Source organism: Bradyrhizobium sp. th-b2 (assembly GCF_000426785.1).
Classification (GTDB): Bacteria; Pseudomonadota; Alphaproteobacteria; order Rhizobiales; family Xanthobacteraceae; genus Bradyrhizobium; species Bradyrhizobium septentrionale.
Map to the genome: position 1 here is coordinate 119,825 of NZ_AUGA01000003.1, position 13,672 is coordinate 133,496.

The 13,672-nt window shown below is 63.6% G+C and carries 13 protein-coding genes; 11 read left to right on the forward strand and 2 right to left on the reverse strand.

The window, feature by feature from the left end; genetic code table 11:
- Positions 1–325: 325 nt before the first annotated feature.
- On the forward strand, positions 326–1,618 hold the full coding sequence (locus K359_RS0105740) for a c-type cytochrome (protein ID WP_029078482.1): 1,293 nt from the start codon (positions 326–328) through the stop codon (positions 1,616–1,618).
- A 24-nt stretch (positions 1,619–1,642) separates the two neighbouring features.
- On the opposite strand, the gene K359_RS0105745 is transcribed toward K359_RS0105740, so the two are convergent.
- Positions 1,643–1,951, reverse strand: coding sequence for a hypothetical protein (locus K359_RS0105745; protein WP_245284522.1), 309 nt, complete (start codon positions 1,949–1,951; stop codon positions 1,643–1,645).
- Positions 1,952–1,994: 43 nt separating this feature from the next.
- On the reverse strand, positions 1,995–3,965 hold the full coding sequence (locus K359_RS0105750) for a 4Fe-4S binding protein (protein WP_029078484.1): 1,971 nt from the start codon (positions 3,963–3,965) through the stop codon (positions 1,995–1,997).
- Between the two features lie 209 nt (positions 3,966–4,174).
- Between K359_RS0105750 and K359_RS0105755 the strand changes: the two genes are divergently transcribed.
- The 10 genes from K359_RS0105755 to K359_RS0105800 all read left to right on the forward strand — a co-directional run bounded on the left by K359_RS0105755 (position 4,175) and on the right by K359_RS0105800 (position 13,332).
- Positions 4,175–4,882, forward strand: a complete 708-nt coding sequence (locus K359_RS0105755) for a biotin/lipoate--protein ligase family protein (RefSeq protein WP_051346038.1) — start codon at positions 4,175–4,177, stop codon at positions 4,880–4,882.
- The gene (locus K359_RS0105760) at positions 4,879–5,412 is read left to right on the forward strand and encodes a DUF6505 family protein (RefSeq protein ID WP_029078486.1); all 534 of its coding nucleotides are present in this window, start codon (positions 4,879–4,881) and stop codon (positions 5,410–5,412) included. The genes K359_RS0105755 and K359_RS0105760 overlap by 4 nt, the downstream gene beginning before the upstream one ends.
- Positions 5,413–5,423: 11 nt before the next feature.
- Positions 5,424–6,431: a DUF6352 family protein gene (locus K359_RS0105765; protein ID WP_029078487.1), complete on the forward strand. Its 1,008-nt coding sequence runs from the start codon at positions 5,424–5,426 to the stop codon at positions 6,429–6,431.
- Entirely contained in the window at positions 6,428–6,943 is a 516-nt protein-coding gene (locus tag K359_RS0105770; protein ID WP_029078488.1) for a DUF3305 domain-containing protein, read from the forward strand. The genes K359_RS0105765 and K359_RS0105770 overlap by 4 nt, the downstream gene beginning before the upstream one ends.
- Positions 6,940–7,596: a DUF3306 domain-containing protein gene (locus K359_RS0105775; protein WP_029078489.1), complete on the forward strand. Its 657-nt coding sequence runs from the start codon at positions 6,940–6,942 to the stop codon at positions 7,594–7,596. The genes K359_RS0105770 and K359_RS0105775 overlap by 4 nt, the downstream gene beginning before the upstream one ends.
- A gap of 119 nt (positions 7,597–7,715) precedes the next feature.
- On the forward strand, positions 7,716–8,492 hold the full coding sequence (locus tag K359_RS0105780) for a Cro/CI family transcriptional regulator (RefSeq protein ID WP_029078490.1): 777 nt from the start codon (positions 7,716–7,718) through the stop codon (positions 8,490–8,492).
- A 29-nt stretch (positions 8,493–8,521) separates the two neighbouring features.
- The gene (locus K359_RS0105785; RefSeq protein WP_029078491.1) at positions 8,522–8,731 is read left to right on the forward strand and encodes a twin-arginine translocation signal domain-containing protein; all 210 of its coding nucleotides are present in this window, start codon (positions 8,522–8,524) and stop codon (positions 8,729–8,731) included.
- Positions 8,732–8,742: 11 nt separating this feature from the next.
- Entirely contained in the window at positions 8,743–11,688 is a 2,946-nt protein-coding gene (locus K359_RS0105790) for a formate dehydrogenase subunit alpha (protein WP_029078492.1), read from the forward strand.
- 13 nt (positions 11,689–11,701) lie between these two features.
- Entirely contained in the window at positions 11,702–12,298 is a 597-nt protein-coding gene (fdh3B, locus tag K359_RS0105795; protein ID WP_029078493.1) for a formate dehydrogenase FDH3 subunit beta, read from the forward strand.
- A 32-nt stretch (positions 12,299–12,330) separates the two neighbouring features.
- On the forward strand, positions 12,331–13,332 hold the full coding sequence (locus K359_RS0105800; protein ID WP_029078494.1) for a formate dehydrogenase subunit gamma: 1,002 nt from the start codon (positions 12,331–12,333) through the stop codon (positions 13,330–13,332).
- Positions 13,333–13,672: the final 340 nt, after the last annotated feature.

The following is a 13,672-nucleotide window of genomic DNA, read 5'->3' on the forward strand; positions in this document are numbered from 1 at the left end:
TGAGCGATGGTGACGTTTCACGGGGCACGTCGCCATCGTGTGGCGAAATCGAATTGCGAAGTGACCGCCACAGCGAAATGAAATGCAGATACGTCTTGGGTCGTATTTGCATGCCGTCATCCTTGACGCTTCAGGTTCAGCTTAGGAGCCGGTGCCCCTCGGTTCAAGCCGACAAGATTGCGGCATTGAGTAGCGGGGCCGAATCAAATCCCGCGGCGCAGCATGGAAACCGAACGACGGCTCTCGTTGTTGACCCTGGTCAAGCGCGCGCAAACTATCCCTCCAGGGCAACGGCAACGTGCCGGAGCCGACCCGCGAGCCGCCGATGAACTGGCTCTCAAATCTGTGCGTCGTTGCCGCCCTGTGGGCATTTGATGCAACGCCGGCGCAAGGTCAACTCGCGGGTCATGGCGGACCCGTTCGGGCGATTGCGATCTCGAGTGATGGTAACAGTGCTCTGTCAGGCAGCTTCGACACGTCGGCAATTCGATGGTCACTCAAGACCGAATCCGCCGAGCAAGTCCTCCGCTTTCACTCCGATGCGGTGAATGCGGTCGTCTTCCTCAGGGATGGACGAATGGCGACCGCCGGAGCTGATGCGCGGATCGCGATCTGGACCTCCGGCCGCGAGCAGCCGGATCAGGTCTTCGAGGGCCATCAGGCGCCAATCGTTTCGCTCGTCGTCTCGCCGGACGGTACAAGGCTCGCCACGGCATCATGGGACCATACGGTTGGCCTCTGGTCACTCGCCGACGGCGCGTCGCAGGTGCTGAAAGGGCACACGCAGAACGTGAACGGAGTTGCCTTTTCTGCCGATGGACAATCGCTGGTCAGCGTCGGTTACGACTGCGAGTTGAGGATCTGGCCGATGGCGGCAGGAACGCCGGATGTAGTCCTGCTCCCGTCACCCATCAACGCCGTGGCAGTCGCACCTGACGGCGAAATCATCGCGGGCGGAGGCGACGGGAAGATACGATTTCTAACATCGAACGGGCATGAGACCGGCGAGGTTCCGGCCGGGTCGACCCCGGTCGTCTCGTTGGCGCTCTCCGCGGACGGGACGTTGATCGCGGCAACCGGAATTGGCGGAACCGTTTCCGTCATCGACCGAAAGGCGCGGAGCATCGTGCAAGCGCTGGCCACTCAGGGGGCGCCGGTTTGGTCGGTGGCATTCCTGCCCGACAATGCAACGTTGCTGACGGGGGGCGCGGACGGCGTGATCCGGCGCTGGAACGCGCGGACAGGCGATCCGATCGGCTCGTCGCTGCGGGCTGCGCAAAGCGATCCCCTGGCGCCCTATGCGGGAGATCGCGGCGCCCTGGTATTCAGGGCGTGTGTTGCGTGTCACACGCTGTCCGCGGAGGAGCCGCAGCGCGCCGGCCCCACGCTCGATGGCCTGTATGGTCGCAGGATCGCGTCGTTGCCGGGATATCGCTTCTCCAACGCGCTGACGAAAATGGATATCGTCTGGACTCCCGAAACGGTGGCAAGACTCTTCGAACTCGGCCCGAATACCTATACGCCGGGCACAAAAATGCCGGAGCAGCGGATCGGCTCGGTCGAGGACCGCAAGGCGCTCACGGATTTCCTGGGGCGTGCGACGTTGGGGCGACGGTAGCGGCCCGTTATGCAGCTTTGACAGCTAGAAGCCGGGCCATTTCTCTACCGGGAGGCTCGTTATGTTCGGATACTCCTTGATCAATCTGATGACGTCGACGTTTGGATGTTCCTTCAGGGCCTCGGAGACGCAATTGTTCACGTATTTCCGGCGCGCGAGCCATTTGACCTTCCTGCCCTTCGCCTCCGCCTTGCAGGCAACGATCGCCTGTTTCAAGGCGACCTTGTCGGCTTTCGACAGGCGCGCGGCTTCGACGGGCGTCGCGATCATCGCTGCGCCAAGGGCAACTACGACGGCAACGAATGCAAAATGAGCTTTGGTGAGATGAGACATGGTGCCCCTCCTAAATGTGCCGCTTCCCACAGTTGAATTGGTCCTAAGTCTTGGTTTCCCGTTCGCGTAGATAATCGTCGGTCGTTCGAGGCGCCGCGCGTTGCGGTACGCCGGCAAACGGGTCGAACTGCTGCTCGCTCATGGTGATCACGCGGCAATCCGCGCACATTCTGACCGTATCGACCCGCTTGTCGCCGGCGGGATACATCCAGTGCCGGCCCTCAAGCTTCGCTGCGATCTTCTCAATCGTGCTCTTCACGCCAAACGGCTTGTTGCAGCGGATGCAAAGCGCCGGCTCTTCCTGCTTGATGATCGTCGCCGGGGCTCTGGCGGCACGGAAGTCGATCTGCGGTTTCAGAGTAATCACCTTTTCCGGGCAGGTGCTCTGGCACAATCCGCATTGCACGCAGGCATCTTCGACGAATTTGAGCACAGGACGCTCGGGATCGTCGCGCAGCGCACCGGTCGGGCAGGCGGACACGCACGACAGACATAAGGTGCATCCCTCCACATTGACGCTGATCGCGCCAAGTGGTGCCCCTTCAGGCAGCGCGATGACGTCGACAGGCGACGGCGCCAGGCGGTGCAACTCGTGGAGCGCGAGACGAAGCAGTTCGCGCCGTTTGCCGACGGTCCGGAATGTCGCGGGATGCTCGACGGTCGGCGCAGGCTTGATTGACCAGAGCGTCCTGCCGAGTGCGTCCGGATCGTCGGTTTCGATTGCTTCGACCCTGGGTCCTGCGAACCCAAGTCCGGAGATAATGGCATCAGCCATCGCGATCGTCTTGAAGAGGCCAGCGACGTCATGCCGCGGCTTTGCGCGAAGGAGAAAGCGTATCCCCGCCGCACCATAGGCGAAGGAAGCGACGACGGCCTCGAGCCCAACCTGCGTCACCTCGTTCACCGCGAGCGGCAGCACGCTGGCCGGCAGCCCGTCGCCATGGCGGGCGAGCGCATCGATCAGCGCAGTGCCGTGCTGGCTATCGTGGAACAGGACGACGGCATTGGTGCCGCCGGCTGCGTGATAGGACAAAAGCATCGCGCGCAATTTGTGCAACAGCGCGTCGGCTGGCGGCAGGGCATAGGTTGCCGCGCCGGTCGGACAGGCCGCGGCGCATTGGCCGCATCCGGCGCAGACCTCCGCATTGATCCTGACGTGATCGCCATCCGGTGTGATCGCCCCGGTCGGGCAAAGATCGAGGCAGCGATGGCACCCCGTTAGCTTCGACCGCGAATGCACGCAGAGCTCTGCGGTGAAGTTGACGTATTTCGGCTTGTCGAAGCTGCCGACGAGATCGCGTGCCTTGAGGACCGCGCGCAGCATTGCGGGCGGGTCTCCCGGGTCGACGCGGAGATAACCTTCGCGCAAATCATGCGCGGGAAAGAGCGGCATCCCGCCGGAAAGATCAAGGATGAGGTCGCAGCGCGACGTCAGGCCGTTGCGCGGAGCCTCGAACAGCAGCGTCTCCCGCGAGGAGGGGCGAGGCGCGGCATAGTCGTCGATCACAAGCTCGAAGGCGCCCAGATGTCCCTTGGCATTGCGAATCGTTCCCTTGACGATCGGGAACGATGTCGTCGCAGGTGGCGCAATCCGCGCTGGCCTCGTGATCATGACTGTCACGTCGAGGTGATCTGCCAGCAGTTGGCCCGCTTCAACCGCGACGTCGTCGCGGCCATAGATCAGGATCACGCCCTCGCTCGACAAGGTGACAAACGGGTAGGCCGGCACGGGCTCGGACGCTGCAGCGAGCAGCCCTGCCATTTTCGGCCCCGCCTGTCGCCCTTCCAGGGACCACCCGGCGGTCTCCCGGATGTTGACGAACTCTGTTCTTTCCGAGCGGCCCTCCATCGCATCGGCAAACAGCGGCGCCTCCTGGGTGCAGCCGACGATCATCGGGCCCGCGACCTTCGCTGCATCGCGAAACCGATCCAGCTCGGCTCGGCACAGGTGTCGGAATTCGGCGATCTCGCTGTTGCGACATCCTCGCTTGATCGCAGCGGTGTCGAGACGCATCGTGTCTTCGCACGAGCAGATCAGGATCGTCTTCGGCGAATCCGGCATACGCAGCTATTCACCTCCCAACGCGGTCGGGGAACGAGGTGGCGGACTCGCGCCGTCCCCGTTGCTCGGATAAGCTATTATCACATGGGAAGAAATGGAAGCTGGAGGTCCGTCTGTCGCCGACCGTCCGCACGCGCTCATCGATCCTGGAGCCCGTTGACCTGCCTCCGCCGTTCACGCTGGTGAGGCTGCGCGAGACGCGCGATGCCTTCGCCCATGCCATCGATATCGCGGAGGAAAGCGGGGCAGGTACGCTGACCTATGTGGGGCGCTTCGATCTTGCCGAGTTCGCCGTCGTGCTCGAACCCGCCGAGCCCTTATGCACCGCGCGCCGCGCCTTCTATGCCGCCATGGTGGCATTGACTGACGCCTTGCGCGCCTATGCACCCCCGAACAAGGAGGTCGCCATCGATTGGCCGGATACGGTCCGTGTCGACGGCGGGCTCGTTGGTGGCGGCCGGCTTGGCTGGCCATCATCTGCGAAAGAGAATGAGCCGCCGCGCTGGTTGGTGTTCGGTGCCATGATCCGGATGGTTGCGATGACGGAGGCGGAAGCGGGCGTGCATCCACTCGTTTCGGCGCTCGATCAGGAGGGCTTTGGCGAAGCCGGCGCGGTTCAAATCACGGAAAGCTTTGCGCGGCACCTGATGCTCGCGACCGAAACCTGGCAAGTCGACGGTTTTGACGCCGTCGCACGCGAATTCCTCAGCCGGCTGACGGACGAACCGCAGACCTCTCGCGCGATCGCTGACAACGGCGATCTTCTGGTGCGCCGGGTTGGAGCAGATGGGACCGAGCGGCGCGATTTGAGGAAGTACCTGCTATCGTCCTTGTGGCTCGATCCGAAGCTCGGAGGGCTGCGCCTGTGAAGCTCTTGCGCACCATTGCGCTCGATCCGTCCGACACGTTCGTATTCGACGTGCCCGCGGAGCCCGGCGAATGGGCGGTGCCGGGCGCGTTCCGCTTCCTCGATCGGGATTTGGCGCAACTGGACGGTAAGGACCGGTCCGCCTTCCGCGGCGGTTTTCTCGGAGTGCAATCCTGGGGCTGGTCGACGCTGGCGCAGATCGTTCCCGCGACCGCGGACGATCGCCGCACGCTGGTGGAGCTGCTGGCGAAGCGGCTCGTCGAACGGTTCGGTGCGCCGGATCTTGCAATCGCGCACGTAGCGGCGGAAGAGGAGGTTGCCTTTGCGCAATCGCTCTGTGCCCATCCGATCAGCACGCTGATTGCCGTCCATCGCTCGGTGTGCGATGGCGAGGTCCGCGAGTCCTTCCGGAGCTTGCGGCTGCGGGAGGGGCAAGGGCACGGCAAGGCGTTCTCGTTCATGGAAGTGGAGGATGACGCCGAACCCGGCGATCTCGATCTTGCCGACATGAGCAAGGAGCCGAGGCGATGAAAGATTTGGCGATGAAGGATTTCTGGATCGCCTGCGGCCACCATCTGCTCGATCGCAACGCGAGCGGCGGGCTCGTTGTCACGGATGAATACCTGAAGGCCTATTTCGCGCGCCCCGAGCTGATGCCGCCGGATGACGCGTGCGCAGTCGAGCGTCGCTTGCACCGGCAATTGCTGGCCGATCCGCGCCTCCCGGTCGGGGACAAGGAGGTGGCCGCGATCGGTGATGCCGCCGCGCGGGAAAACTGGCAATTCGTGCTGGCATTTCGTGACCTCTTGCTGCGCCATTCGACGCTGGAGGCGGCCTATCTCGCGACGGTTCGTTCAGGTTCGGTCAATCTGCCGCCGCTGTTCATGAACCAGCTGGTGCATGTGATCCTGCGCAATGCGCTTGATCGCTGCGAGGATCCGTTTCAGCTGCGTGCAGCCGAGCTGTTCTTTCGGCCGCAACGAATCCTGCCGCACGAGCATCTGCTGCTCCTGGGCGACGATGAAATCCTTGGCGGGCGCAGCCCGACGCCGGTGCTGTCGCTGATGTCGATGCTGGACGCGACGAGCGATATCCAACTCGACGTTCTCAGCGAGGAGAACGCCGACGGCTATTGGCAACGCAGTGACCAGTTCGATATGGCGCTTGATCTGACCGGCGGAGGGCGGGGGCAGGCCGCGCTGGCCGACGCGATGCGGCGCTGGATCTCGCATCTGCTCGGGATCGATGTGACGATCGAGCCGCTGACCGAACTGCGCAACGCAGAACTCACCTGGTATGTGGGCCTGGATTCCGAAGCGACCCGCATCGGCGACCGGCTTTGGCAGGGCGAATCCCTCGACGATCGCACCGCGGGGCGCGTGCTGGCGTTGTTTCGGCTGAGCTTTGCGGATCCCGGCCTGGTCGTCGACACCGCCGGGCGCACGCCGGCCTATCTGATCCTTGCGATGACGTCCGATCAGGTCGTCCGGATGAAACCCCAGAACTTGCTGACGGGACTGCCAGTCAAGCATCTGGAGGCCGTGACATGAGCCCCGTCGCCGAGCCGCTGGTCCGTATCCCCGTCGGCGTCGTGGTCGAACGCCGCAGAGCGGGTTCTCCGTGGATCGACGTCGTCTGGCGCAGCGTCGGGGTGCTTCCGGATGAGCCCGAGATGACGCCGTGGACGGTGATCCGCGAGCAGGATGGAGTGACGCTGTTTTACGCCGGCAGTGCGACAGTCGATCTCTACCGCTCGGAAACCGATCGCTACCGCGACAATCTCACCTCCGGTGCGCCCAGCATCTGGATCGTGTTGAGCCCTGCCGAGGGAGCCTCGCCCTACCTCCTTTCCGCGGTCACGGCCGATCCCGCCGAAGGGGAGGCGTTCACGGGGGCCGGCGCCAATCTCGTCGAAGCGGTGCCGATGCCCGAGGTGCTGCGCCGGACGATTGAAGATTTCATCGCCGAGCACCACGTCGAGAAGGAGTTCTTCAAGCGCGAGCGGAGCCGCGCCGATCCGGAGGCGCTGGCGCAACGGCGCCATGACGGTGGGCACGAATGAGCGGAGACGACTTTCTGGCGCGCTGGTCGCGACGCAAGCAGGCGGCGAGGGACGGCCAGGCCGAACCAAGACCCGAACAGCCCGCCGAGGCAAATGCGCCTGCGGCGGCCGCCCCCGACGTGGCGGAGCCCTGTCCCACCGAGTTGGACTTGTCGAGCCTGCCGCCCATCGAATCGATTGGTGCCGCGACCGACGTCTCGGCCTTCCTTCGCAAGGGCATTCCTCAGGAATTGAGCCGTGCGGCGCTTCGTCGGGCCTGGAGCGCCGATCCTGCCATTCGCGACTTCATTGGGCTGGCGGAAAATGCCTGGGACTTCAACGACCCGACCGCCATGCCTGGCTTCGGTCCGCTGGACTATTCGGCCGAGCAGGTTGACGCACTCGTCCGCCGCGTTGTCGGGGACCTCGTGCAGGCCGCCGAGAACGCGACCGACGCGATCGAAGGGACTGTCGACGCCATGCGACCGCCCGTTGCTGCGGTCGACGATTTGGCGCAAGCATCAAATCCGGTGAAGGCGCGCCCGAATCTCCCACTGTCCGATGAGTCCGCGACCGCGGAATTGCCCGCAAACTCTGCTGCACCGCAACTGCCAGGTCCGGATGAAGAGACTGCCGTTCGGCGGCGCACACATGGCGGCGCGCTGCCTCGATAGGCTGCGACCAAATGCTATAGCCGCAGGCTATGCGCATCGATTGACCGCTTCCCGGCACCCGATTAGTCTTTGTTAAGCAAACGCAATCAAGCGCTTGGCCCCGAGGATGGGAGGGCGGTGTGCGCGATGCGGGCCTTGAACGTGCCATCGATGCCGTGGGCGGCGTAGCCCAGCTAGCCCGGAAAATCGGTATTGCGCAGCCCTCGGTGTCGAACTGGAACCGGGTGCCGGCGCAACGCGTGATTGCGGTCGAAATCGCGACGGGCGTCCCGCGAAAAATTCTTCGTCCCGATCTCTATAGCGAGCTTGCGATATCGGACCTGCTTGATCCGATCGAAGCCGGACGCGCGCAGGAATACGCACTGCTTGCGACCCTGCTCTCGTCGGCGCCGTCGCGAGACCTCCTTGAGAAGATCGCGCAACTGAACGGCGATGTGACGCCGCTTGGGCGTGCCCACTCCGCTCTTGCGGAGGCCGCTTCGATCGCGGTCGCAACCGAGGTCGAGCGCGAATATTTCGACCTGTTCGTCGGCGTTGGGCGCGGCGAGCTGCTGCCCTACGCGTCCTACTATCTGACCGGCTTCCTCAACGAGCGCCCGCTGTCGCGACTTCGTGACGATCTGGCCGCGCTTGGCATCGAGCGGGTGGAGAGCAATCCAGAACCCGAGGACCATGCGGCGACGCTATGCGAGATCATGGCGGGCCTTGTGGCTGGTCGTTTCCCGGCGTCGCTCGCAGCACAGCGCGTCTTCTTCGAGAAGCATGTGTCCCGCTGGATCGGACGTCTGTTCGCCGACATGGCGAAGGCCGAATGCGCCAGGTTCTATCGAGCGGTCGGGGCGCTGGGATGCGTGTTTTTTGAGATTGAAACAGAGGCCTTCAAGTTCGCCAATTGACCGGCTGCCCCGGTCCAAGGAGAGGTGCAATGAGCGATGAGAAGAAAATGACGGCAGGCCGCCGCGACTTCCTTCGCAAGGTCGGAATCGGCACGGTTGGTGCAGGCGCCGCGCTGGCAACCCCCTTGATCGCGCCGGCGAAGGCCGACAGCGAGAGCGAAGCTGACAAGCGCAAGGCGCGCTACAGGGAAACCGAAGACGTGAAGGCGTACTATCGCGTCAATCGCTATCCGCGGTGAGGGAGGCGGCCATGCTGATCAGGAGAACACAGCGTTCCGATTCCGACCGACGTGGATCCGTCGCAGCCCTTCTGTCCGGGCAGACTGGCGGCCTCGACCGCCGCACGTTCCTGCGTCGGTCCGGTCTTGCCGGCGGCGCGCTCGCTGCGCTCAGCACGCTGCCCCTCGGTGGCGTTCGCGAGGCGGAGGCTGCCGCCGCCGGGCCGCTAACCGCGGGAGCGACGGCGCGCAAGAGCATCTGCACGCATTGCTCGGTTGGATGCACCGTGACTGCGGAAGTGCTGAACGGCGTATGGATCGGCCAGGAGCCGACCTGGGATTCCCCGATCAATCGCGGATCGCATTGTGCGAAGGGCGCCTCCGTGCGCGAACTCGTGCACAGCGAGCGGCGGCTTCGCTATCCGATGAAGCTGGTTGGCGGGCAGTGGACCCGGGTCTCCTGGGAGGCCGCGATCAACGAGATCGGCGACAAGCTGCTGGAGGTGCGCGAGAAGTCGGGACCCGATTCCGTCTATTGGCTCGGGTCGGCCAAGATGACCAACGAGGGTGCCTATCTGTTCCGCAAGCTCGGCGCGTTCTGGGGCACCAACAACACCGACCATCAGGCGCGTATCTGCCATTCGACGACCGTCACCGGCGTGGCCAACACCTGGGGTTACGGCGCGATGACCAACAGCTTCAACGACATCCGCAACGCCAAGACCCAGATGATCATGGGCGGCAATCCGGCCGAGGCGCATCCGGTGTCGTTGCAGCACCTGCTCGAGGGCAAGGAGCTGCAAAAGGCCAACTTTATCGTCATCGACCCGCGCCTGACGCGCACCGCGGCGCACGCGACCGAGTATGTCCGCATGCGGCCTGGCACCGACATTCCGGTGCTCTACGGCATGATGTGGCACATCCTGCAGAACGGCTGGGAGGACAAGGAATTCATCCGGCAGCGCGTCTATGGTTTCGACGATCTTCGCAAGGAGGTCGAAAAATGGAATCCGGAGGAGGTCGAGCGCGTTACCGGCATTCCCGGTGAACAGCTCAAGCGTGTCGCGAAGTTGTTCGCAACGGAAAAGCCGTCGACGCTGATCTGGGCCATGGGGCAGACTCAGAAGACGGTCGGCACCGCCAATGTGCGGGCGAGTTGCATCCTGCTCCTGATGACTGGAAATGTCGGCGGACCGGGCATGGGCGCCAACATCTTCCGCGGCCATGACAACGTGCAGGGCGCGACCGATGTCGGGCTCGATATCGTCACGCTGCCGTTCTACTACGGGCTCGCCGAAGGCGCCTGGAAGCACTGGTCGCGGGTTTGGGAGGTCGACTATGACTTCCTGAAGTCGCGCTTCGACTCCAAGCAGATCATGGAAGCGCCCGGCATCCCGCTCACGCGCTGGTTCGAAGCGGTGACGTTGCCGAAAGACCAGGTCGCCCAGAAAGACAATGTGCGGGCGGTGTTCGTGCAGGGACACGCCTCTAACAGCATCACCCGCATTCCGGAATCCCTGAATGGTCTGAAGGCGCTCGACCTGCTCGTCATCGCCGACCCGCATCCGACCACCTGGACCTCGCTCGCCGTGGAGGCCGGGCGCAAGGACGGTCTCTACATTCTCCCGGTCGCCACCCAATTCGAGTGCAAGGGGTCTCGTGTCGCCTCGAACCGCTCGCTGCAGTGGGGCGAGCAGATCGTGAAGCCGATCTTTGAATCCAAGGACGACCTCGAGATCACCTATCGCCTGGCGAAGAAGTTCGGCTTCGCCGACAAGATGTTCAAGAACATCAAGGTCGAGAACGATCTGCCCGAGGCCGAGGACATCCTGCGCGAAATGAATCGCGGCAGCTGGTCGACCGGCTATTGCGGGCAATCGCCCGAGCGTCTCAAGGCCCATATGAAGAACCAGGCGAAGTTCGACATGCTGACGATGCGGGCTCCGAAGGACGATCCGGAAGTCGGCGGCGACTATTACGGCCTGCCCTGGCCGTGCTGGGGCTCGCCGGAGGTCAGGCATCCGGGCACGCCGCTGCTCTACAATACAAACCTCGGCGTGATGGATGGCGGCGGCACGTTCCGGCCGCGCTTCGGCATCGAACGTGAGGAGAAGCTGGCCGACGGCTCGACGCGGAAGGTCAGCCTGCTCGCCGACGGGTCCTATTCGAAGGATTCGGAAATCAAGGACGGCTATCCGGAATTCACGCTGGCGAGCCTGAAGAAGCTCGGCTGGGACAAGGATCTGACGGAAGCGGAGATGGCCACGATCAACAGGATCAACCCGGCCACTCCCGACGCGGTGTCGTGGTCGCTCGACCTTTCGGGCGGCATTCAGCGCGTTGCGCTGATGCATGGCTGCGTGCCTTACGGCAACGGCAAGGCGCGCATGAATGCGTTCGGCCTGCCGGATCCCATTCCGGTTCACCGCGAGCCGATCTACACGCCGCGCGTCGATCTGGTCGCCAAGTATCCGACGCTTCCCGATGCCAAGCAGTTCCGCATGCCCAACATCGGGTTCTCCGTGCAGAAGGCCGCGGTGGAGAAGGGCATTGCCAAGCAATTCCCGCTCATCCTCTCCTCGGGCCGCCTGGTCGAATACGAGGGCGGTGGCGAAGAGACGCGAACCAATCCGTGGCTCGCCGAACTCCAGCAGGACATGTTCATCGAGATCAGTCCCGCCGATGCCGCCGATCGCGGCATCAAGGATGGCGGCTGGGTCTGGGTGAGCGGTGCTGAAAACAACGCGCGTGCCAGAATGAAGGCGCTGGTGACCGAACGGGTCGGGAAGGGCGTTGCCTGGATGCCTTTCCACTTCGGCGGCTGGCTCGCGGGCAAGGACCTTCGCGGCAATTACCCGAAGGGGACCGATCCGATCGTGCTTGGCGAAAGCGCCAATACGATCACGACCTATGGCTATGATCCTGCAACCAACATGCAGGAGACCAAGGTCACTCTCTGCCAGATCGTCGCAGCCTAGAGGAGCAACGCACATGGCTCGAATGAAATTCCTCTGCGACGCCGACCGCTGTATCGAGTGCAATGCCTGCGTCACCGCCTGCAAGAACGAGCATGAGGTGCCCTGGGGCATCAACCGGCGCCGCGTCGTCACGATCAACGACGGCAAGCCGGGAGAGCGATCGATCTCCATGGCTTGCATGCACTGCACCGATGCACCCTGCGCGGCGGTCTGCCCGGTGAACTGCTTCTACACCACCGCCGATGGCGTCGTACTTCATTCCAAGGATCTGTGCATCGGCTGCGGCTATTGCTTCTACGCGTGTCCGTTCGGCGCGCCGCAATACCCGAAGATCGGCAATTTCGGCTCCCGCGGCAAAATGGACAAGTGCACGTTCTGCGCCGGCGGCCCCGAGGTCGACGGCAGCAAGGAGGAGTACGAGAAGTATGGGGCCAATCGCCTCGCCGAGGGGAAATTGCCGCTCTGCGCCGAGATGTGCTCCACAAAATCATTGCTCGCGGGCGATGGCGAGATCATCGCCCAGATCTACAAGGAACGTGTGATGAAGCGCGGCTACGGCTCGGGCGCCTGGGGCTGGAAAACCGCCTATCGCGAGACGATCGAATCCTGAAGGCGGGTTTGCGCATATACCGGGAGGAGCTCATGGCGTCTCTTGCAAAATACATCCGTCTCGCCCTCGGCGCATGGGTGCTTGCGTTGATGATCACTGCGTCGGTGCCGTCCATCGGCCAGCAGGTCAACCCGAACGCAAGCGCAGTGAAGGAGCAACAGCTTCTGCAGGAGCTCAACCGTATCCAGGGACGCGTCAGCATTCCCGATCAGCGGTCAAGCGTGCTGGAGCAGCCGGCGGGGCGCGAGTGGCGGGAATTCCGCAACGTCACCCTGCGCTGGGTCGGCGGAGTTGCCATCCTCGGCATGCTCGTGGCGCTCGTCGCCTTCTATCTCATCCGCGGCATGGTCCGCCTCCAGAGCGGGAGGTCGGGGCGCACGATCGTGCGCTTCGGCGCCTTTGAGCGCTTCGTGCACTGGATGACGGCGACCTGCTTCATCATTCTGGCAATCTCCGGACTGAACATCACCTTCGGCCGTCCGCTGCTGTTGCCGCTGATCGGCCACGAAGCATTCTCCGAATGGTCGCAATGGGCGAAATACGCGCATAACTATTTGAGCTTCCCGTTCACCATCGGAGTGATGCTGATCTTCCTGATGTGGCTCGGCGGCAATATCCCGAACAAGGTCGATGTCGAGTGGATCAAGCGCGGCGGCGGTATCGTGGGTCATGATCATCCTCCGGCCTATCGTTTCAACGCCGGACAGAAGGCGGTCTACTGGATCGTTGTGATCGGCGGCGCTGCCATTGCGATCACCGGATATGAGCTGATGTTCCCGTTCTACCTGTCCGGCATCGAAGGAATGCAAATGGCCGCGGTGATCCACGCGATCGTGGCGGTCCTGTTCGTCGCGGTGATGCTGGCCCACATCTACATCGGCACCATCGGCATGCAGGGCGCCTTCGAGGCGATGGGCAGTGGCGTCGTGGACGTCAATTGGGCGAAAGAGCACCACAGCCTGTGGCTGGAGGAGGAGACGCGCACCGCGGCCAATGACGCGCGCTCGAAGCCGGCCGCCACGGCGGCGGAGTAAAAGCAACGCCGCCCCCCGGGGGCGAGATCGCTAAAGCCGCACGGCCGTCGTTGCAAAGGCCTCTGCGACCGGTTGTTGCACGCGGTCAAGGACCGCGGCGCTGACTCCCGCCACAACGACGGCGGCCGCGCAGGCGAGCAGGAAGGCTCTCATGGCTATCCTCCCAAAAAGGTCGAGTGCAGCGAGAGATTACACAAAATCGATTGTCACGGACAGCGCTGCTTTCCCGCGCCCTTGCGTCGACGCTTGCTTCTGACGCATCGCAGTGCCCGGCATCACAGCCATTGCCGTCGTGGCGCGTTATCAGGCGCCTGTGCTGCAAAATGCGGCTCCGCCACTT

Bases quoted from the DNA above. Each gene is read 5' to 3' on its own strand.
- K359_RS0105775 (WP_029078489.1), top strand. From the start codon at position 6,940: ATGAGCGGAGACGACTTTCTGGCGCGCTGGTCGCGACGCAAGCAGGCG.
- K359_RS0105745 (WP_245284522.1), bottom strand. From the start codon at position 1,951: ATGTCTCATCTCACCAAAGCTCATTTTGCATTCGTTGCCGTCGTAGTT.
- K359_RS0105800 (WP_029078494.1), top strand. From the start codon at position 12,331: ATGGCGTCTCTTGCAAAATACATCCGTCTCGCCCTCGGCGCATGGGTG.
- K359_RS0105750 (WP_029078484.1), bottom strand. From the start codon at position 3,965: ATGCGTCTCGACACCGCTGCGATCAAGCGAGGATGTCGCAACAGCGAG.
- fdh3B (WP_029078493.1), top strand. From the start codon at position 11,702: ATGGCTCGAATGAAATTCCTCTGCGACGCCGACCGCTGTATCGAGTGC.
- K359_RS0105740 (WP_029078482.1), top strand. From the start codon at position 326: ATGAACTGGCTCTCAAATCTGTGCGTCGTTGCCGCCCTGTGGGCATTT.
- K359_RS0105790 (WP_029078492.1), top strand. From the start codon at position 8,743: ATGCTGATCAGGAGAACACAGCGTTCCGATTCCGACCGACGTGGATCC.
- K359_RS0105785 (WP_029078491.1), top strand. From the start codon at position 8,522: ATGAGCGATGAGAAGAAAATGACGGCAGGCCGCCGCGACTTCCTTCGC.
- K359_RS0105765 (WP_029078487.1), top strand. From the start codon at position 5,424: ATGAAGGATTTCTGGATCGCCTGCGGCCACCATCTGCTCGATCGCAAC.
- K359_RS0105770 (WP_029078488.1), top strand. From the start codon at position 6,428: ATGAGCCCCGTCGCCGAGCCGCTGGTCCGTATCCCCGTCGGCGTCGTG.